This is a genomic window from Ramlibacter lithotrophicus, from assembly GCF_012184415.1.
Taxonomy (GTDB): Bacteria; Pseudomonadota; Gammaproteobacteria; order Burkholderiales; family Burkholderiaceae_C; genus Ramlibacter; species Ramlibacter lithotrophicus.
Genome location: NZ_VTOX01000001.1, coordinates 147689 through 167080 on the forward strand (window position 1 = coordinate 147689; position 19392 = coordinate 167080).

13 protein-coding genes are annotated in these 19392 nt (G+C 68.9%); 7 read left to right on the forward strand and 6 right to left on the reverse strand.

The features are described 5' to 3' along the window. Positions 1 to 94: 94 nt before the first annotated feature. Complete coding sequence (locus RAMLITH_RS00705) at positions 95 to 1219, forward strand: NAD(P)/FAD-dependent oxidoreductase (RefSeq protein WP_181017728.1); 1125 nt, start codon at positions 95 to 97, stop codon at positions 1217 to 1219. After that, on the forward strand, positions 1216 to 3318 hold the full coding sequence (locus RAMLITH_RS00710; RefSeq protein ID WP_168105426.1) for a TonB-dependent receptor family protein: 2103 nt from the start codon (positions 1216 to 1218) through the stop codon (positions 3316 to 3318). The genes RAMLITH_RS00705 and RAMLITH_RS00710 overlap by 4 nt, the downstream gene beginning before the upstream one ends. An 89-nt stretch (positions 3319 to 3407) precedes the next feature. Here the strand turns inward: RAMLITH_RS00710 and RAMLITH_RS00715 are convergent, their stop codons facing one another. Then, positions 3408 to 4463 carry a quinone-dependent dihydroorotate dehydrogenase gene (locus RAMLITH_RS00715; RefSeq protein WP_168105427.1) on the reverse strand — a complete coding sequence of 352 codons (1056 nt, stop codon included), beginning with the start codon at positions 4461 to 4463 and terminating at the stop codon, positions 3408 to 3410. 36 nt (positions 4464 to 4499) lie between these two features. Here RAMLITH_RS00715 and rpiA point away from each other — a divergent pair, with 36 nt between their 5' ends. After that, on the forward strand, positions 4500 to 5171 hold the full coding sequence (gene rpiA, locus RAMLITH_RS00720; RefSeq protein ID WP_168105428.1) for a ribose-5-phosphate isomerase RpiA: 672 nt from the start codon (positions 4500 to 4502) through the stop codon (positions 5169 to 5171). Here the strand turns inward: rpiA and RAMLITH_RS00725 are convergent, their stop codons facing one another. The 5 genes from RAMLITH_RS00725 to RAMLITH_RS00745 form a co-directional block, all read right to left on the reverse strand. Beyond that, entirely contained in the window at positions 5172 to 5834 is a 663-nt protein-coding gene (locus RAMLITH_RS00725) for a glutaredoxin domain-containing protein (RefSeq protein WP_337786083.1), read from the reverse strand. Between the two features lie 18 nt (positions 5835 to 5852). Beyond that, entirely contained in the window at positions 5853 to 7907 is a 2055-nt protein-coding gene (locus RAMLITH_RS00730; RefSeq protein WP_168105429.1) for a M3 family metallopeptidase, read from the reverse strand. Between the two features lie 177 nt (positions 7908 to 8084). After that, complete coding sequence (gene folD / locus RAMLITH_RS00735) at positions 8085 to 8936, reverse strand: bifunctional methylenetetrahydrofolate dehydrogenase/methenyltetrahydrofolate cyclohydrolase FolD (protein ID WP_168105430.1); 852 nt, start codon at positions 8934 to 8936, stop codon at positions 8085 to 8087. A gap of 127 nt (positions 8937 to 9063) precedes the next feature. Further along, positions 9064 to 9690: a response regulator transcription factor gene (locus tag RAMLITH_RS00740; RefSeq protein ID WP_168105431.1), complete on the reverse strand. Its 627-nt coding sequence runs from the start codon at positions 9688 to 9690 to the stop codon at positions 9064 to 9066. A gap of 54 nt (positions 9691 to 9744) precedes the next feature. Then, a complete protein-coding gene (locus tag RAMLITH_RS00745; RefSeq protein ID WP_168105432.1) occupies positions 9745 to 12285 on the reverse strand; it encodes a PAS domain S-box protein in 2541 nt (846 codons plus the stop codon). A 211-nt stretch (positions 12286 to 12496) separates the two neighbouring features. Here RAMLITH_RS00745 and aceE point away from each other — a divergent pair, with 211 nt between their 5' ends. Genes aceE through lpdA form a run of 4 tightly spaced genes read left to right on the forward strand, consistent with a single transcriptional unit; the run spans position 12497 to position 19351 of the window. Further along, entirely contained in the window at positions 12497 to 15202 is a 2706-nt protein-coding gene (aceE, locus tag RAMLITH_RS00750; RefSeq protein WP_168105433.1) for a pyruvate dehydrogenase (acetyl-transferring), homodimeric type, read from the forward strand. Positions 15203 to 15227: 25 nt separating this feature from the next. Continuing rightward, positions 15228 to 16904: a dihydrolipoyllysine-residue acetyltransferase gene (gene aceF, locus RAMLITH_RS00755; RefSeq protein WP_168105434.1), complete on the forward strand. Its 1677-nt coding sequence runs from the start codon at positions 15228 to 15230 to the stop codon at positions 16902 to 16904. Positions 16905 to 16949: 45 nt separating this feature from the next. Then, positions 16950 to 17540, forward strand: coding sequence for an Ntn hydrolase family protein (locus tag RAMLITH_RS00760; RefSeq protein WP_168105435.1), 591 nt, complete (start codon positions 16950 to 16952; stop codon positions 17538 to 17540). After that, complete coding sequence (gene lpdA, locus RAMLITH_RS00765; protein WP_168105436.1) at positions 17537 to 19351, forward strand: dihydrolipoyl dehydrogenase; 1815 nt, start codon at positions 17537 to 17539, stop codon at positions 19349 to 19351. Before RAMLITH_RS00760 ends, lpdA begins: the two co-directional genes overlap by 4 nt. Positions 19352 to 19392 lie beyond the last annotated feature (41 nt).

Consider the following 19392-nt stretch of genomic DNA (forward strand, 5'->3'; position numbering starts at 1 on the left):
GCGGCGACAATTCGGGCATGACGCTTCGCAGTACTTTCCTCCCTGGCACCGGTCATCGTTTCCCCAGGCGCCCCTGCATGGAGGCGAGCCGCTGATGGACCAGGTCGACAGCATCGTGATCGGGGCCGGTGCCGTCGGCCTTGCCGTGGGCCGGGCCCTGGCCGCCAGCGGCCGTGAAACCATCGTGGTCGAGGCCGAGCCGGCCATCGGCCAGGGCGTGAGTTCGCGCAACAGCGAGGTGATCCACGCCGGCCTCTACTACCCGACGGGTTCGCTCAAGGCGCGGCTGTGCGTGCGCGGCAAGGAGTTGCTCTATGCGCTGTGCGCCAGCCACGGCGTCGAGCACCGCCGCTGCGGCAAGCTGGTGGTCGCCACCACCGACGCCGAGGCGGCGGCGCTGCTCACCATCCAGGCCCGCGCGGACGCCAACGGCGTGCCGGTGCAATGGCTGGATGCCGGGCAGGCGAAGGCCCTCGAGCCGGCGCTGCACTGCGTCGCGGCGCTGCTGTCCCCGACCACCGGCATCGTCGACAGCCACGGCTTCATGCTGGCGCTGCAAGGCGATCTCGAACGCGCCGGCGGCATGGTCGCCCTCGGGTCGGCCGTCGATGCGGTCGTGCTGGGCAGCGGCGGCGCGCCCCACGTCGTGCGCATGGCAGACGGCAGCGAGGTCGCGGCGCGCGAAGTCGTGAACTCGGCTTCGCTGCATGCCTGCGCGCTGGCGCGGCGGTTCGACGGGCTCGACGCGCGGTTCATTCCGCAGGAGCACTTCGCCAAGGGCAATTACTACTCGCTGGGCGGCCGCGCGCCGTTCACGCACCTGATCTACCCGGCGCCGGCGGATGCCTGGCTCGGCGTGCACCTCACCCTGGACCTGGGCGGGCAGGCGAAGTTCGGGCCCGACCTGGAGTGGCTCCAGGCGCGCCGGCCGAAGGACATTGACTACACCGTCGATCCGCGGCGCGCCGACGGCTTCTACGCGGAGGTGCGCCGCTACTGGCCGGGCCTGCCCGACGGGGCGCTGCAGCCGAGCTACAGCGGCGTGCGGCCGAAGATCTACGGCCCCGGCGAGAAGGCGCCCGACTTCCGCGTCGACGGTCCGCCGTTGCACGGCGTCGGTGGCCTGGTGAACCTGTTCGGCATCGAATCGCCGGGCCTCACCAGTGCGCTTGCGATCGCTGAACACGTCACCTCGTTGCTCGAGGGAGCCACCACATGAAGACGATCTTCGCTGGCTTGCTGGCCGGCGCCGCAGCCGGCGCGCTGGCGCAGGTGCTGCCCCAGGTCACCGTCACCGCCACCCGCAGCGAAGCCTCACCGTTCGACGTGCCCGCGTCGGTCGACGTGATCGACGGCGAACGGCTGAGGGCCGCGGGCCGGCCCGAGATCAACCTCTCCGAAGGTCTTGGACCGGTGCCCGGGATCGTGGCCCGCGACCGCCAGAACTACGCCCAGGACCTGCAGCTGTCGATCCGCGGGTTCGGCGCCCGCTCGTCCTTCGGCGTGCGCGGCGTGCGGCTGTATGTCGACGGCATCCCGGCCACGATGCCGGACGGCCAGGGACAGCTCTCGCATTTCGACCTCGCGTCCGCGGGCCGGATCGAAGTGCTGCGCGGACCGTTCTCGGTTCTCTACGGCAACTCCTCGGGCGGCGTGCTGCAGGTCTTCACCGAGCCGGGCTCGGGGCGGCCGACCGTCACTCCCAGCCTCGCGGTGGGGAGCGAAGGGCTGGTGCGGCCGGGGGTGCGCGCGAGCGGCGCGGCCGGCGCGCTGCGCTATTCGCTCAGCGCCAACCGCTTCAGCACCGACGGCTGGCGCGAGCACAGCGCGGCCGAGCGCAACCTGGGCAATGCGCGGCTGGATCTCGACGCCGGCGAGGGCCGCGACTGGACGCTGGTGGCCAACACCGTGAAGCTGCGCGCCGACGATCCGCTGGGCCTGTCACGCTCGCAGTTCGAGTCCGATCCGCGCGGCGTCGATCCGGCGGCGCTGTCGTTCAACACCCGCAAGACCGTGCGTCAGGACCAGCTGGGAGCGATCCACGAGCACCGCCTCGGCGGCGGCCAGCAACTGCGCCTGATGGTGTACGCGGGCCAGCGCGACACGGCGCAGTTCCAGTCGATCCCGGTGGGGCCACAGGCCAACGCGTTGCATCCCGGGGGCGTGATCGACCTCGAGCGCCGCTATGCCGGCACGGATCTGCGCTGGACGGCGCAGTCGACGCTCGGTTCCGCGCCCCTCGAAGTGGTCGCCGGCCTTTCGTACGACCACCTGCAGGAGCAGCGGCGCGGCTGGCAGAACTTCGTGGGCGGCGTCATCGGCGTGCAGGGCGCCTTGCGCCGCGACGAGGAGAACCGTGTCTCCAATCTCGACCCGTACCTGCAGGCGGTGTGGAAGTTTCGCCCGCGCTGGAGCCTGACGGCCGGCGTGCGCCACAGCAGCGTGAGCTTCGAGTCGCAGGACCGTTACATCGCGGGCGTCAACCGCGACGACAGCGGCAACCTGCGCTATCGCGCCACGCTGCCGGTCGCCGGCCTCATGTACGCGTGGTCGCCGCAACTGAATGTGTACGGCGCCTGGGGCCGCGGCTTCGAGACGCCGACCTTCAACGAACTCGCCTACCGGCCCGACGGCAGCGCGGGGATGAACTTCGCGCTGCAGCCATCGCGCAGCCGCAACCTGGAGCTCGGGGTCAAGGGACGCACGGCGCTGGCCGGAGACTGGCGCAGCCAATGGACGGCGGCGTTGTTCCAGGTGGGAACGCGCGGCGAGATCGTCACCCGCACCAACAGCGGCGGGCGCAGCTCGTTCCAGAACGCGGGCACGACCCGGCGGCGCGGCGTCGAGCTCGCGTGGAGCGCGGCCACCGACGCCGGCTGGCAGGTGCAACTGGCGCAGACCTGGCTCGACGCGCAATACCGCGAGGCCTTCACGAGTTGCAGCGGCGTGCCTTGCACGCCGCTGGTGATTCCGGCGGGCAATCGCATCCCCGGCACGGCCCGCTCGATGTTGGCGCTCGAAGTGGCCTGGCAGCCGGCGCGGGGCTGGCGCGGCGGCGCGGAACTGCGCCGTTCCGGCGCCGTTCCCGTCAACGACGCCAACACGGACGCCGCGCCTTCGTACACCACGCTGGCCCTGCATGGCGGCTACGGCTTCAACGTGCGCGGCTGGGACCTCGCCGCCACGGCGCGCATCGACAACGTCTTCGACCGGCGGTACGCGGGCTCGGTGATCGTGAACGAAGGCAACGGCCGCTTCTTCGAGCCGGCGCCGGGGCGCGGCGGGGTGTTGAAGGTGGCGGGCAGTTACGCGTTCTGAGACTGCGACGCAGGGCGTGCCGCACGCCCTGGTGGCGCTCCGCCTTGGGTGGCGAGAATGCGCGGCGTGCCAGGCAAGATGGGAGACGCTTATCTGGTCTTGGTGCGCGGCATCGCCTTCAACGCGCTGGCAATCTCACCCACCAGCGCCGGACCGCGGTAGATGAGGCCGGTGTAGACCTGCACCAGGTCGGCGCCGGCGCGCATCTTGGCCACCGCGTCTGCGGCGCTCATGATCCCGCCGACGCCGATGATCGGGAAGCCGCTGCCGAGGGCCGCGCGCAGCTGCGCGATCACCCGGTTGCTCGACTCGAACACGGGGGCGCCGCTCAGGCCGCCCGTCTCCTGGGCGTGCGGCAGACCCTGCACGGCCTCCCGGCTGATGGTCGTGTTGGTCGCGATCACGCCGTCCATGCCGTGCCGCTGGAGCGTGGCGGCGATCACCCCCACCTGCGCTTCGTCGAGGTCCGGCGCGATCTTGACAAAGACCGGCACCTCGCGTCCGTGCTGCAGCGCGAGCCGCGAACGCCGCTGCGCGATCGCGCCCAGCAGCGCGTCGAGCGCCGCGTCGCTTTGCAGCGAGCGCAGGTTGCTGGTGTTGGGGCTGGAGATGTTGACCGTGACGTAGTCGGCGTGCGGGTACACGCCGTCCAGGCAGGCCAGGTAGTCGCTGGTGGCGTTCTCGATCGGCGTTGCCGCGTTCTTGCCGATGTTCAGGCCGAGGATGCGGCCGCGCTGCCGGAATGACGACCGCTTCACGTTGGCGACGAACGCGTCCAGGCCGTCGTTGTTGAAGCCGAGCCGGTTGATCAGCGCGCGGGCCTGTGGCAGCCGGAACAGCCGCGGCCTGGGGTTGCCTGGCTGCGGCCTGGGAGTCACCGTGCCGACTTCCACGAAACCGAAGCCCATCGCGCCCAGGCCGTCGATGCAGCGCGCGTTCTTGTCCAGGCCGGCGGCCAGCCCGACGCGGTTGGGAAAACGCAGGCCGGCGAGCGTGACCGGGTCCTCCACCAGGCCGTTGCGGTAGGCCCATTCGAGCGGCGTGCCTTGCGAGCGGGCGAGCGACTCCATGGTCAGCTCGTGGGCGCGCTCGGGGTCGAGCCGGAACAGCAGGGCGCGGGCGAGCGCGTAAGGCAGCAGCGACATGGATAATCAGGGGATCAACGAACCAGGGATTGTCGCGTGACGCAGGACGAACTCAAAGGGCTGGTGGGGCAGGCGGCATTGCAGTACGTGGTGCCCGGCGAAATCATCGGCGTGGGCACCGGATCGACCGTCAACAAGTTCATCGACGCCCTGGCGGCGATGAAGGACCGCATCGCTGGCGCCGTCTCGAGCTCCAACGCCTCGACGGCGCGCCTGGAGGCGCTGGGCGTCCGCGTCTTCGACGCGAACGAGGTCGGCGAGATCGGCGTCTACGTCGACGGGGCGGACGAGATCGACGGCAAGGGCTTCATGATCAAGGGGGGCGGCGCGGCACTCACGCGCGAGAAGATCGTCGCGGCGCAGAGCCGGCGCTTCGTGTGCATCGCCGACGAGAGCAAGCTGGTGCCGGTGCTGGGGCGCTATCCGGTGCCGGTGGAGGTGATCCCGATGGCGACGCAGCGCATCGTGCGCCAGTTCGCGGCGCTGGGCGGCACCGCCGCTGTCCGCCTGATCGACGGCGTCCCCCTCGTGACCGACAACGGGCAGCACATCCTGGACGTGGCGGGCCTGGAGATCACCGATCCCCTCGGCTTCGAGCGCGAGGTGAACCAGTGGCCGGGCGTCGTCACGGTTGGCGTGTTCGCGTTCCAGAAGGCGGCCGTGTGCCTGCTCGGCACCGCCGGCGGCGTCAGGACGCTCTCGTTCTGATCAGAACCGGATGCCGCCGTTGTACGGCGTGGTCGGCGGCAGCGGCGGCGGCGGCGCCGGCTGGGCGCTCGCGGTGGCCGGCTGCGGCGCCGAAGCCGGCTTGGCCGGCGTCACGGCGACCATCGGCGCGGCCGGCGTGCGCCGGAAGCCGGACGGCAATTGCGACGTTTGCGGATAGCCGGCGGCATCCAGGTACTGCGCCCATTCCTGCTCCGAATAGCCCCTGAGCTGCTGGCCGCCGATGGTGGCGACCGGCAGCGTGGGCGAGCCGGCCAGGCGCCGCAGCGCCTCGATGTCCTCGTTGCTGGTGACCGTCTTCTCGGTGAACGGGATGCCGCGCGTCGTCAGCATGGCGCGGGCGGACTGGCAGGGCGGGCATTCCGGTCCGGTGTAGAGGGTCACCGGATACGCCGCGGCGGCCTGGCGCAGCTCGAAGGGGAGGCTGGCCATGTCGCTGCCGGCCGTGCCGCCCGGCGGCGTGACCGGCGCGGAGCCCGCCTTCGCGGCCGCATCGGCTGGCGGGCGGTCCGAAAACGTCACCCGTCCGTCGGGCGTGACGATCCGGTAGATCTGTTGTGAGGACGCGTCAGGCGACCAGGCCGCGGCGGCCATGAACACCATGGCACCCAGGCCCAGGACAACGAGAGGCCGCGCAACGTACATCTGTGACTCCGTCCTTGTTCAGGCCATGCCCTGGTGCCGCAGCAAGGCGTCGAGCGTGGGCTCGCGCCCGCGGAATGCCTTGAAGGATTCGATCGCGGGCCGGCTGCCGCCCGCCTCGAGGATGGCCTGCCGGTATTTTCGCCCGGTTTCGCGACTTGGCAAGCCGTCGGAACCCATGGTTTCCTCGAAGGCGGCATACGCGTCGGCGCTGAGTACCTCGGCCCACTTGTAGCTGTAGTAGCCGGCCGCGTAGCCACCGGAGAAGATGTGACTGAAGGTGTGCGCGGTGCGGCTGAAGGGCGGCGGCTGCAGCACGGCGACCTCGGCCCGCACCTGTTGCAGCAGCGGCATGAAGTCCTGCGCCGGATCGTGCTGCGTGTGCAGCAACATGTCGAACAGGCCGAACTCGATCTGCCGCAAGGTCGCCAGCCCGCTCTGGAAGTTCTTGGCGGCGAGCATCTTGTCGAACAGCTCGCGCGGCAGGGGCGCGCCGGTGTCGACGTGGGCCGTCATGTGCCGCAGCACGCTCCATTCCCAGCAGAAGTTCTCCATGAACTGGCTGGGCAGTTCCACGGCGTCCCATTCCACGCCGCTGATGCCGGACACGTCGAGCTCGTCCACGTGCGTGAGCATGTGGTGCAGTCCGTGCCCGAACTCGTGGAAGAGGGTGATGACGTCGTCGTGCATCAGCAGCGGCGGCTTGCCGTCCACGCCTTCGGCGAAGTTGCACACCAGGTGCGCCACGGGCGTCTGCAGCGCGCCGGTGTCCGGCCGCAACCAGCGCGCGCGCACGTCGTCCATCCAGGCGCCGCCGCGCTTGCCGGTGCGGGCGGCCGCGTCGAGGTAGAACTGGCCGACCAGCCGGCCGTCGCGTTCGCCCGCACGCTCCGGGTGCGACCTCTCTATTCTGTAGAACTCCACAGTCGGGTTCCACGCCGGGGCGCTGTCGCGGCGGATCCCCACCTCGAACAGCGTCTCGACGATCTTGAACAGGCCGGCCAGCACCTTGGGTGCCGTGAAGTACTGCTTGACCTCCTGCTCGCTGAAGGCATAGCGCTCCTCCTTCAGCTTCTCACCGATGTACGACCAGTCCCAGGCCTGCGGATCCGCGATGCCGAGCCGGGCGGCGGCGAACGCCCGCATGTCCGCGACATCCTTCTCCGCATACGGCCGCGCGCGACGCGCCAGGTCGCGCAGGAACGTGACGACCTGCTGCGGCGAGTCCGCCATCTTCGGCACGACCGAGACCTCGCCGAAGTTGGCGTATCCCAGCAGGCGCGCTTCCTCCCGCCGCAGCGCCAGGATCTCGCGCATGAGGGCCGTGTTGTCGAACTTCGGATCGCCCTGGTCGCTCGCGCGCGTCACATACGCGCGGTACATGCGCTCGCGCAAGGCGCCGCTGTGGGCGAACTGCATCACCGGCAGGTAGCTCGGCATCTTGAGCGTGAGCTTGAAGCCTTCCCTGCCTTCCGCCTCCGCAGCCGCCCGAGCCGCCTGGACCACGTCCGGCGGCACCCCGTCCAGTTCGTCCGCGCGGGCGTAGTAGGCGAAGGCGTCGGTGGCGTCGAGGGCGTTCTCGCTGAATTTCTGGCTCAGCTCCGCCTGCCGCTCCTGAATTGCCGCGAAGCGCTCCTTGGCCTGGCCGGCGAGCTCGGCGCCGCCGAGCACGAAATTGCGGATCGCGTTCTTGTGCGCCTGGCGCTGCTCCGCCGTGAGGGTGGCGGGATCGATCGCCTTGTACTTCGCGAACAGGCGTTCGTCCGATCCCAGCCGGGTCCAGAAGTCGGTGACCTTGGGCAGCACTGCGTTGTAGGCGGCGCGCAGCTCCGGCGTGTCGGCCACGCCGTTGAGGTGGCTCACCACGCCCCAGGCGCGGCCGAGCCGCTCGGTCGCGGTCTCCAGCACCTTCGCGATGTCGGCCCAGCGGCTGGGGAAGCCGGCCGCGGTGACGGTGGCCAGTGCCTGGTCCGCCTGCGCGAGCAATTCGTCGACCGCCGGCGCCACGTGTTCGGGCCGGACTTCGTCGAAGCGGGGGAGGTCGGTGAAATCGAGGAGGGGATTGCTGCTGGTCATCCCGCTGATTTTGCGTCAGCGCGCGGCGACCCGCTGGAGCGCACAAGGGAAACCCAACAGCCGAACGCAGAAGCCACCAAAGTACACAGAAGCCGCAAGAAAAATCAAATTGAATTTTGGATTTCTTTTGCGGCTTCTGCGGAACCTCTGCGGCTTTCCGCGTCCGGCTGTTGACTCTTAGCGCGCCGCCCGCTCCGCCGCTTCCATCGTATTGACCAGCAGCATGGCGCGGGTCATCGGCCCGACGCCGCCGGGTACCGGCGTGATCCAGCCGGCGACCTCGCGCACGCCGGCGAAATCGACGTCGCCGCAGAGCTTGCCTTCGTCATTGCGGTTCATGCCGACGTCGATCACCACGGCGCCCGGCTTGACCATGTCCGCCGTCAGGACGTTGCGCTTGCCGACGGCCGCGACGACGACGTCGGCCTGCCGCGTGTGCGCGGCGAGGTCCGCAGTCGCGCTGTGGCAAACGGTCACGGTGGCGTTCTTCTGCAGCAGCAGCATGGCCATCGGCTTGCCGACGATGTTGCTGCGCCCGATGACCACCGCGTTCTTGCCGCGCAGGTCGTAGCCGATGGATTCGAGCATCTTCATGCAGCCGTACGGCGTGCACGGCACGAAGCCCGGCTGGCCGATCATCAGCGCGCCGGCGCTCGCCACGTGGAAGCCGTCGACGTCCTTGGCCGGCGAGATGGTCTCGATCACCTTCGCGGCGTTCATGTGCTTCGGCAGCGGCAGCTGCACCAGGATGCCGTGGATGGCCGGGTCGGCGTTGAGGGCGCGGATGCGATCGAGCAGCGCCGCTTCGGTCATGTCGGCCGGGTGGCGCTCCAGCACCGAGTGCAGGCCGGCTTCCTGGCTGTCCGTGACCTTGTGCTTCACGTACACCTGGCTGGCCGGGTCCTCGCCGACCAGGATCACCGCGAGGCCGGGCGTGACGCCCCGCGCCTTGAGCGCCTGCGCGCGCTGCGCGACTTCGGCACGGATGGATTTGGCAAGCGCGTTGCCGTCGATGAGTTGGGCTGTCATGGGAGATTCAATTCAACAGCCGAACGCAGAGGCCGCAAAAGTAACGCAGAGGCCGCAGAAGAATTCAATGATTTCTTTTCTGCGGCTTCTGCGCAACCTCTGCGGCCTTTGCGTACGGATGTCCGGTTCAGGATTTCGGCGCGTTCTGGCCCAGCGCGATCTTCAGCAGGTCGGCGACCGTGTTGGCGTTGAGCTTTTCCATGATGTTGGCGCGGTGCGCCTCCACCGTCTTGATGCTGATGCCCAGGTCATCGGCGATCTGCTTGTTCAGGCGGCCGGCGACGATGCGTTCGAGCACCTGCGCTTCGCGCGAGGTGAGCTTGGACAGCAGCGCGTCGCGGCTGGCGGCGCTCTGGTATTCGGCGAACGCGCCCTTGGCGTGTTCCAGCATCCGCTCGACCAGGCTGACCAGTTCGTCTTCCTTGAACGGCTTCTGGATGAAATCCATCGCGCCCTTCTTCATCGTGTTCACGGCCATCGGCACGTCGCCGTGCCCGGTGATGAACACGATCGGCAGGGGGGACTTGCGCTCCAGGAGGCGGTCCTGCAGTTCGAGCCCGGTCATGCCGCCCATGCGGATGTCGACGATCAGGCAGGCCACCTCGCGCGGGTCGTAGCGGGAGAGGAACGACTCCGCGGAGTCGAAGCAGCGCACGCGGTAGTCCTTGCCCTCGAGCAGCCACTGCAGCGAGTCGCGCACGGCCTCGTCGTCGTCGACGACGTACACGGTGCCCTTCTTCGGAATCAAACTCATTCGGTAACCTCCGCGCTACGCACCGGACCCTTGGGCCGGGCGCCCGTTCCCGGGTCACACCGCCACGCCGGCATTCTTGTTTTCCAAGGCATCTGGCGCGCCGGCCAGGGGAATCCAGAAGGAGAAACGGCAGCCGGCCACGTCGGTCCCATTGTAGATGTTCTCGGCCTGCATCCGCCCCTGGTGCGACTCCACGATGCTGCGGCACAGGTTCAGGCCGATGCCCATGCCTTCGGGCTTGGTGGTGAAGAACGCCTCGTACAGGCGCTCCATCACTTCCGGCGCGAGGCCCTGCCCCGAGTCGAGCACGGAGAACTCGATCACCGGCTGGCCGTCGATGTCCTTCGGGATCACGCGCAGTTCGACGCTGCGCCTGGAGGCGGGGCGGCGGGCGTGCTCGATCGACTCGGCCGCGTTGCGCAGGAGGTTCACCAGCACCTGCTCGATCAGGATCGGATCGACCATCAGCTTGGGCAGGCGCGCGGCGACGTAGTGCGACAGACGCACGTTGCGCCGGCGCAGTTCGATCTCGGCCAGTTCGACCGCCTCCGACACCAGGGTCGCCACGTCCGAGAGCGTTCGGTTCGGCTCGCTGCGCTTCACGAAGGAGCGGATGCGCTGGATGATCTGGCCGGCGCGCTGCGCCTGGCGCGCGGTCTTCTCCAGCGCCGCGAGCAGGTCCTCCTCGTTGATCTGCTGCTTCCTGATGCGCGACACCAGGCCGTTGCAGTAGTTGTTGATCGCGGTCAGCGGCTGGTTCAGTTCATGCGCGACCGACGACGCCATCTCGCCCATGGTGATCAGGCGGCTGGACGATTGCGCGCGCTCGGCCTGGGCGGCGGCTTGTTCCTCGGCATGGCGGCGCGGCGTGATGTCGGTGGCGATCACCATCTGCGCGAGCCGCCCGTCGACCCAGTTGAGGTAGCGCGAACGCACTTCCAGCCACTTGCCCAGCTCGGGCACGAAGATCTCCGCGTTCTCCGATCGCGCGGCGGTCAGCGTTCCGGTGGGCAGGCCGACGAAGGAGTCGACCGCGTCCAGCGACTCGTCCAGGCGCGGCTGCTCCGGCACACCGGCCTGCGCCACCATCTGCAGGTGGCCGGCCGTCTGGACCCCGAACCAGAGGCGGTACAACTTGTTGGCGAACAGCAGCTCCTCGCTGCCCAGCGGCGCCACCGACACCGAGGCGTCCAGTGCCTCCAGCACCGTGGTGAAGCGCTCGTAGGACGCGGAGAGCTGTTCGCGGATGCGGTTCGGCTCGGTGATGTCGGTCATCGACGTCATCCAGCCGGTCTGCTGGCCCTTGGCATCGATCAGCGGCGACAGGTACAGGCGGGCGTCGAACAGGCTGCCGTCCTTGCGCTTGACGCGCACCTGGAAGCCGCCGGCGACGGTGCGCCCGTGCAGCTCGTCGTCCAGCCGCGCCATCAGCTGCTCGCGGTCCTCGTCGGGCCAGTACGGAAAGGGCGGGGTGCGCCCAACCAGTTCGCCCTCGCTCCAGCCGGTCATCTGGCAGAAGGCGGCGTTGACGTAGGTGATGCGGCCCTGCATGTCCAGGGCCCGCATGCCGGTGAGCATGGAGTTCTCCATCGCCCGCCGGAAGTTGGTCTCGGCCACGAGGGCGCGCTGGGCCTGCATGCGGCGGCGCGTGTGGCGCCAGTTGCCGATCAGCATCCAGGCGGTCATCGCGCTCAAGGCGCCGACCAGCCAGAACAGGCCGCTTCCGATGACGCCCAGCGACGTGCGATAGGCCTGCGCGCGGATGATCAGGCCGTTGCCGACCGGGGAGACCGGCACCTCGTATTCGTTCGGCTGGGCCGCCCACGGCAGCAGCTGGCTCGGTCCCTTGCGCGGCGGCACCGAGTTCCCGGCGATGATCCGGTTCTTGCCGTCGAGGAGGGCCACGGCGTACTTGGCCGACACCTCTGCCGGCACCGCGTAGCGCAGGATGGCATCGATCGAGTACTCGCCGAGCACCACGCCGGCGAACTTGCCTTGCTGGTTGGACAGCGGGATGTGCAGCTGCAGCAGGCCGCTGCCGTCGGCGCCCGCGGCCGGCTGCGAGTAGACCGGCTGCTGCAGGTCGCGCGCGAGGGTGTAGATGCTCTCGGTTTCGCCGCCGCGCAACACGCCGCCGGCCGGGCGCAGCTGGCCCGCCGCCACGCTGGGCGCCGCATAGCTGGCGCGGATGCGGCGGCGGTCGTCGATCCAGGCGACCGCCTGCAGCTCCGGGTACTGGATCACCATCGCCTCGATGCGGCTGACGAACTCGTCGCGCTCCAGCTGCTGGTTGGAAATGTCGTGCGCCACGCGCATCAACTGTTCCTGCCGCTCCAGCAGCCGCAGCCGTACCCGCTGCTGCGCGTATTCGACGTCGCGCCGCACGGCTTCGTGCTCGCGGTCCATCTCCTCGAGCCGCAGGTACCAGAATGCGGAGACGATGGCGGCCAGGAACAGGAGCACCGCCGCGACCGGGGCCAGCATGGCGAAGCGGTCCTGGCGACCGGGGGTCTGGCTGCCCCACCAGCGGCGCCACCAGCCGGTGGGCGCGCCCGCGTCGTGCGGCGGCTCGTGGGCGGAAACGGGGTCTTGCATGAAGCTCAGAGTGTAGGGGCAGGGCAGCAGGCGGGATGGGGCGGAGACGCGGCTCGGTGTTCGACCATGACGGCGTGCATGCGTTCACCCCGGTCGAAACCACAATGTGAAATGTATAGGCACTATTTGAAAATGACGCAAACTGTGAGACACTCCCGCGCTCGCGGCAGCACCGTACTAAATTAGCGACACCCAGGAGACAGGTTTCCCTATGTCAGCACAGCCCGACAACCTCTTCGGCCCGGCGGCCAACGACTCGGATGCGCAGGAAACGCGCGAGTGGCTCGACGCCCTCGCCGCAGTCATCGAAGCGGGGGGCCGCGAGCGCGGCCACTTCCTGCTCGAACAGCTCCTGGACCAGGCGCGGCAGCATGGTGTCGACATGCCGTTCTCGGCCACCACGGCGTATGTCAACACGATCGATGCCGATGACGAGGAGCGTTGCCCCGGCAACCTCGAAATCGAGGAGCGGCTGCGTGCCTACATGCGCTGGAACGCGATGGCGATGGTGGTCAAGGCCAACCGCCTGCACCCGGAGGATGGCGGCGACCTCGGCGGCCACATCAGCTCGTTCGCTTCGGTGGCCACCATGTTCGGCGCCGGGTTCAACCATTTCTGGCACGGCGAGAGCGAGCAGCACGGCGGCGACTGCCTCTACATCCAGGGCCACAGCGCTCCCGGCATCTACGCTCGCGCCTTCATGGAAGGGCGGCTGACCGAGGAGCAGCTGCTCAACTTCCGGCAGGAGGTCGGCGGCAAGGGCCTGTCGAGCTATCCGCACCCGAAGCTGATGCCCGAGTTCTGGCAGTTCCCCACCGTCTCGATGGGCCTGGGCCCCCTGATGGCGATCTACCAGGCGCGGTTCCTCAAGTACCTGCACGCGCGCGGCATCGCGAATACCGAGAACCGCAAGGTGTGGGTGTTCTGCGGCGACGGCGAGATGGACGAGGTCGAGAGCCTGGGCGCGATCGGCGTGGCCGCGCGCGAGAAGCTGGACAACCTGATCTTCGTCGTGAACTGCAACCTGCAGCGGCTGGACGGCCCGGTGCGCGGCAACGGCAAGATCATCCAGGAGCTGGAAGGCACGTTCCGCGGCGCCGGCTGGAACGTGATCAAGCTGATCTGGGGCAGTTACTGGGACCCGCTGCTGGCCCGCGACAAGGACGGCATCCTGCGCCAGATCATGATGCAGACCCTGGACGGCGACTACCAGGCGATGAAGGCCAACGACGGCGCCTACGTGCGCAAGAACTTCTTCGGCCGCCATCCGAAGACGCTCGAGATGGTCGCCAACATGAGCGACGAGGACATCTGGCGCCTGCAGCGCGGCGGCCACGATCCGCAGAAGGTCTACGCGGCCTACCACCGCGCCGTGAACACGAAGGGCCAGCCGTCGGTGCTGCTGGTCAAGACCGTGAAGGGCTTCGGGATGGGGCGCGCGGGCGAGGGCAAGAACATCGCCCACCAGGCCAAGAAGATGAGCGACGAGGACATCAGGACCTTCCGCGACCGCTTCAACATCCCGATTCCCGACGACAAGCTCGCCGAAGTGCCGTTCTACCGGCCGGAGGAGCACACGCCGGAGATGAAGTACCTGCACGAGCGGCGCCAGTCGCTGGGCGGTTACCTGCCCAAGCGCCGCACCCGCGCCGACGAACACCTGAAGGTCCCGCCGCTGGAGGCGTTCAAGGCGGTGCTGGACCCGACGGCCGAGGGCCGCGAGATCAGCACCACGCAGGCCTACGTGCGCTTCCTCTCCACGCTGCTGCGCGACAAGGAGCTCGGCCCGCGCGCGGTGCCGATCCTGGTCGACGAGGCCCGCACCTTCGGCATGGAAGGGCTGTTCCGGCAAATCGGCATCTACAACCCGGAAGGGCAGAAGTACACGCCGCAGGACCGCGACCAGGTGTCCTACTACAAGGAAGACCAGCAGGGCCAGATCCTGCAGGAGGGCATCAACGAGGCCGGTGGCATGGCCAGCTGGATCGCGGCGGCCACGAGCTACAGCACCAGCAACCGCATCATGGTGCCGTTCTACATCTACTACTCGATGTTCGGCTTCCAGCGTTTCGGGGACCTCGCCTGGGCGGCGGGCGACATGCAGGCGCGGGGCTTCATCCTGGGCGGCACCTCCGGCCGCACCACGCTCAACGGCGAAGGCCTGCAGCACGAGGACGGGCACAGCCACGTGCTGGCGAGCACCATTCCCAACTGCATCAGCTACGACCCGACCTTCGCCCACGAAGTCGGCGTGATCCTGCACCACGGCCTCAAGAGCATGGTCGAGCGGCAGGACAACGTCTTCTACTATGTGACACTGCTCAACGAGAACTACGCGATGCCGGGCCTCAAGCCGGGCACCGAGGAGCAGATCATCAAGGGTATGTACCTGTGCAAGGAAGGGCCCAAGCTGAAGACCCGGGTCCAGCTGCTGGGCAGCGGCACCATCCTGCGCGAGTCGATCGCGGCGCAGCAACTGCTGGAGACGGACTGGGGCGTCGCCGCCGACGTCTGGAGCTGCCCCAGCTTCACCGAGCTGGCGCGCGACGGACAGGACGCCGAGCGCTGGAACCTGCTGCACCCGACGCAGGCGCCGCGGGTGCCGTTCGTGGCGCAGCAGCTCGAGGGCCATGCCGGTCCGGTGATCGCCTCCACCGACTACATCAAGTCGTATCCCGAGCAGATCCGTCCCTTCATCCCAGCCGGCCGCCGCTACAAGGTGCTGGGCACCGACGGCTTCGGCCGCAGCGACTTCCGCAGCCGGCTGCGCGAGCACTTCGAGGTGAACCGCCACTACATCGTGGTGGCCGCGCTCAAGGCCCTCAGCGAGCAAGGCACGGTGCCCGCGGCCAAGGTGGCCGAGGCGATCGCCAGGTACGGCATCGACAGCGACCGCGTCAATCCGCTGTACGCTTGACGCCCCAGGCCGGAGAAGAAGAAACATGGCATTGATCGAGGTGAAGGTCCCCGACATCGGGGACTTCAAGGACGTGGCCGTCATCGAGTTGCTGGTGCAGCCCGGCCAGACCGTCAAGGCGGAGCAGTCGCTGGTCACCGTGGAGTCGGACAAGGCGTCGATGGAGATTCCGTCGTCGCATGCCGGCGTGGTCAAGGAGCTGAAGGTGAAGCTCGGCGACAAGCTGTCCGAAGGGGCGGTGCTGGCCCTGGTGGAGAGCAGCGACGCCGCGAGCGCCCCGCCCCAGCCCGCGCCGCAGGCCGCTGCGCAGCGGGACGAGCGGGTGGCCGCAGCACCCCAGGCAGCTGCCCCGGCTCCCGCGCGAGCCGCGGGAGGCGCGGGGGAGAGCGGCCCGGTCGAAGTGCGGGTCCCGGACATCGGCGATTTCAAGAACGTCGCGGTGATCGAGCTGCTGGTCAAGGCCGGTGACACCGTGAAGCCGGAGCAGTCGCTGATCACCGTGGAATCCGACAAGGCCTCGATGGAGATTCCGTCGCCGGCCGCCGGCGTCGTGCGCGAACTGAAGGTGAAGCTGGGCGACAAGCTGAACGTCGGCGATCTCGTCGCCGTGCTCGAAGGCGCCGGCGCGGCCGCTGCGCCGAAGGCGCCGGCCTCTGCCGTGGCGCCGCCACCCGCGACGGCCCTGGCCGAGGCGGTGCCCGAATCCTCGCGTGCCGTGCCGCGCACCCTGCCCACGGCGGCGCTGCCGCCGCATGAGCCGGGCGCGCCGTCGGGCCCGCTGTCGCACGCATCGCCGTCGGTGCGCCGGTTCGCCCGCGAACTCGGCGTGCCGCTGGACCAGGTCAAGGGCAGCGGACCCAAGGGCCGCATCACGCAGGAGGACGTGCAGGCGTTCACCAAGGCCGTGATGAAGGGCGAAGTCAGCCTGAAGTCCGGCGCCGGGGCCAAGGCCACCGGCGGCGGCGAAGCTCTGGGCCTGCTGCCGTGGCCGCAGGTCGACTTCGAGAAGTTCGGCCCGGTCGAGCGCACCGACCTCGGCCGCATCCGCAGGATCGCCGCGGCCAACCTGCACCGCAACTGGGTGATGATCCCGCACGTCACCAACCACGACGACGCCGACATCACCGAGCTGGAGGCGTTCCGCGTCCAGCTGAACAAGGAAAACGAGAAGGCGGGCGTCAAGGTCACGATGCTCGCGTTCCTGATCAAGGCCTGCGTGGCGGCGCTGAAGAAGTTTCCCAACTTCAACGCGTCGCTCGACGGCGAGCAGCTGGTGCTCAAGCGCTACTGGCATATCGGTTTCGCCGCCGATACGCCCAACGGCCTGATGGTGCCGGTGCTCAAGGACGCGGACAGCAAGGGCATCCTGCAGATCAGCCAGGAACTCGCCGACCTGTCGGCCAAGGCGCGCGCCGGCAAGCTCGGCCCGGCGGAGATGACGGGCGCCACCTTCACCATCTCGTCATTGGGCGGCATCGGCGGGCGCTACTTCACGCCGATCATCAACGCGCCGGAAGTCGCGATCCTGGGCGTCTGCCGCAGCAGGACCGAACCGGTGTGGGACGGCCAGCAGTTCCAGCCCAGGCTCATGCTGCCGCTGTCGCTGTCCTGGGACCACCGCGTGATCGACGGGGCGTCCGCCGCTCGTTTCAATGCCTTCCTCGGCGCTATATTGACGGACTTCCGGCGCACGATGTTGTGAGCGCCGCAGGTCAGCAGGAACGCGCACGCGGAGCACTCTGAAAAAATGACAACTGTTGTAGTGGTGAAGAAAGCAGGGCAGATCGCGATCGCGGCCGACACCCTCGTGACCTTTGGCGACACGCGGCTCGCCAACCGCTATGAAGACAACACCAAGATCTTCAAGGTGGAGACCGACAGCGGCCCGAGCTACGTCGGCATGGCGGGCACCGTCGCGCACTTCCCGGTGCTGCGCAAGGCGATCGGCTCGATGCCGCGCGAGCTGCTGCGGCTGGGCAGCAAGGACGAGGTGTTCGACACCTTTACCAAGCTGCATCCCTACCTCAAGGACAACTTCTTCCTGCAGACCAAGGAGGAGGACAGCGATCCGTACGAGTCGAGCCAGTTCAGCGTCGTCATCGCCAACGGCACCGGCATCTACGGGCTGTACAGCTACCGCGAGGTGTTCGAGTTCAAGGAGTTCTGGGGCATCGGCTCGGGGCGCAGCTTCGCACTGGGCGCGATGCATGCCAGCTACGCCAGGGCCAAGACCGCGCGCGAGGTCGCCGAGGCCGGCATCGCCGCCGGCTGCGAATTCGACCGCAACTCCGCCGGTCCCGCCGACATCTTCACGCTCAAGATGAAAGAGGCCAAATGACGGCCATCGTGGAAGTCAAGGTCCCCGACATCGGCGACTTCAAGGAAGTGGCCGTCATCGAACTGCTGGTCAAGCCCGGCGACACGATCGCGGCGGAGCAGTCGCTGGTCACCGTGGAGTCGGACAAGGCGTCGATGGAGATCCCTTCGAGCCATGCCGGCGTGGTCAAGGAAATCAGGGTCAAGCTCGGTGACAAGGTGGCCGAGGGATCCGTGCTCGCGCTGGTGGAACCAGCGGCGAGCACGGCCCCTGCGGGCGCAATGGGCTCCCCCCCACCCTCACCCTCCCCCTCGAGGGGGAGGGAGGAAGCCGCCCCCTCCAAGGTGCGGGCGGACGCACCCCCTGCCGCAGCCGCGGCCTCGCACGCCGGCGGCGCCGACATCGAGTGCGACATGCTCGTGCTCGGCGCCGGGCCCGGCGGCTACTCCGCCGCGTTCCGCGCCGCCGACCTGGGCATGAACGTCGTGCTGGTGGAGCGCTACGCCACCCTCGGCGGGGTGTGCCTCAACGTCGGCTGCATTCCGTCGAAAGCCCTGTTGCACGTCGCCGCCGTGATGGACGAGGTCAGCCACTTCGAGGCGCTGGGCATCAGCTTCGGCAAGCCGGCCGTCGACCTGGCCAAGCTGCGCGCGCACAAGGAGAAGGTCGTCGGCAAGCTCACCGGCGGGCTGGCGGCGATGGCGAAGATGCGCAAGGTCACCGTCGTGCGCGGCGTCGGCGAGTTCGTCGATCCGCACCACCTGCAGGTGAGGGAAACCGGTGGCGCCGGGCGGGAGGCGAGCGGCAAGCAGCAGACCATCCGCTTCGCGCAGTGCATCGTCGCCGCCGGCTCGCAGGCGGTGCGGCTGCCGTTCATGCCGAAGGACCCGCGCGTCGTCGACTCCACCGGCGCGCTGGCGCTGGCGGCGGTGCCCAGGCGCATGCTGATCCTCGGCGGCGGGATCATCGGGCTCGAGATGGGAACGGTGTATTCCACGCTGGGCGCGCGGCTCGACGTGGTCGAGATGCTGGACGGCCTGATGCCGGGCGCCGACCGCGACCTGGTGCGCGTCTGGCAGAAGATGAACGCGCCGCGCTTCGACAACATCATGCTGAAGACGAAGACCGTGGCGGCCGAGGCGACGAAGGACGGGATCCTGGTGCGCTTCGAGGGCGAGCAGGCGCCGAAGGAGCCGCAGCTCTACGACCTCGTCCTGCAGGCGGTCGGCCGCGCGCCGAACGGCAAGCTGATCGGCGCGGAGAAGGCCGGGATCGCCGTCGGCGATCGCGGATTCATTCCGGTGGATACGCAGATGCGCACCAACGTGCCGCACATCTTCGCGATCGGCGACATCGTGGGCCAGCCGATGCTCGCGCACAAGGCGGTGCACGAAGGGCACGTCGCCGCCGAAGCGGCCGCCGGCCAGAAGTCGGCGTTCGATGCGCGCGTGATTCCGAGCGTGGCCTACACCGACCCGGAAATCGCCTGGGTGGGCCTCACCGAGGACCAGGCCAAGGCGCAGGGGATCGCCGTGACCAAGGGGCATTTCCCCTGGAGCGCCTCCGGGCGGGCCATCGCGAACAACCGGGACGAAGGCTTCACCAAGCTGCTGTTCGACGCGCAGTCGCACCGGATCGTCGGCGGCGGGATCGTCGGCACGCATGCCGGCGACATGATCGGCGAGATCGCGCTGGCGATCGAGATGGGCGCCGACGCGGTGGACATCGGCAAGACGATCCATCCGCACCCGACCCTCGGGGAGAGCATCGGGCTGGCCGCCGAGGCGGCGCACGGCACCTGCACCGACCTGCCGCCGCCGCGCAAGCGCTGAGATCCTTCGAAAGGGGTGAGCACCGGTCCGGCGCCGGCCGG

Coding starts and splice junctions, on each gene's coding strand:
- RAMLITH_RS00705 (WP_181017728.1), top strand. CDS start 95: ATGGACCAGGTCGACAGCATCGTGATCGGGGCCGGTGCCGTCGGCCTT.
- RAMLITH_RS00710 (WP_168105426.1), top strand. CDS start 1,216: ATGAAGACGATCTTCGCTGGCTTGCTGGCCGGCGCCGCAGCCGGCGCG.
- RAMLITH_RS00715 (WP_168105427.1), bottom strand. CDS start 4,463: ATGTCGCTGCTGCCTTACGCGCTCGCCCGCGCCCTGCTGTTCCGGCTC.
- RAMLITH_RS00725 (WP_337786083.1), bottom strand. CDS start 5,834: ATGTACGTTGCGCGGCCTCTCGTTGTCCTGGGCCTGGGTGCCATGGTG.
- RAMLITH_RS00730 (WP_168105429.1), bottom strand. CDS start 7,907: ATGACCAGCAGCAATCCCCTCCTCGATTTCACCGACCTCCCCCGCTTC.
- folD (WP_168105430.1), bottom strand. CDS start 8,936: ATGACAGCCCAACTCATCGACGGCAACGCGCTTGCCAAATCCATCCGT.
- RAMLITH_RS00740 (WP_168105431.1), bottom strand. CDS start 9,690: ATGAGTTTGATTCCGAAGAAGGGCACCGTGTACGTCGTCGACGACGAC.
- RAMLITH_RS00745 (WP_168105432.1), bottom strand. CDS start 12,285: ATGCAAGACCCCGTTTCCGCCCACGAGCCGCCGCACGACGCGGGCGCG.
- aceE (WP_168105433.1), top strand. CDS start 12,497: ATGTCAGCACAGCCCGACAACCTCTTCGGCCCGGCGGCCAACGACTCG.
- aceF (WP_168105434.1), top strand. CDS start 15,228: ATGGCATTGATCGAGGTGAAGGTCCCCGACATCGGGGACTTCAAGGAC.
- RAMLITH_RS00760 (WP_168105435.1), top strand. CDS start 16,950: ATGACAACTGTTGTAGTGGTGAAGAAAGCAGGGCAGATCGCGATCGCG.
- lpdA (WP_168105436.1), top strand. CDS start 17,537: ATGACGGCCATCGTGGAAGTCAAGGTCCCCGACATCGGCGACTTCAAG.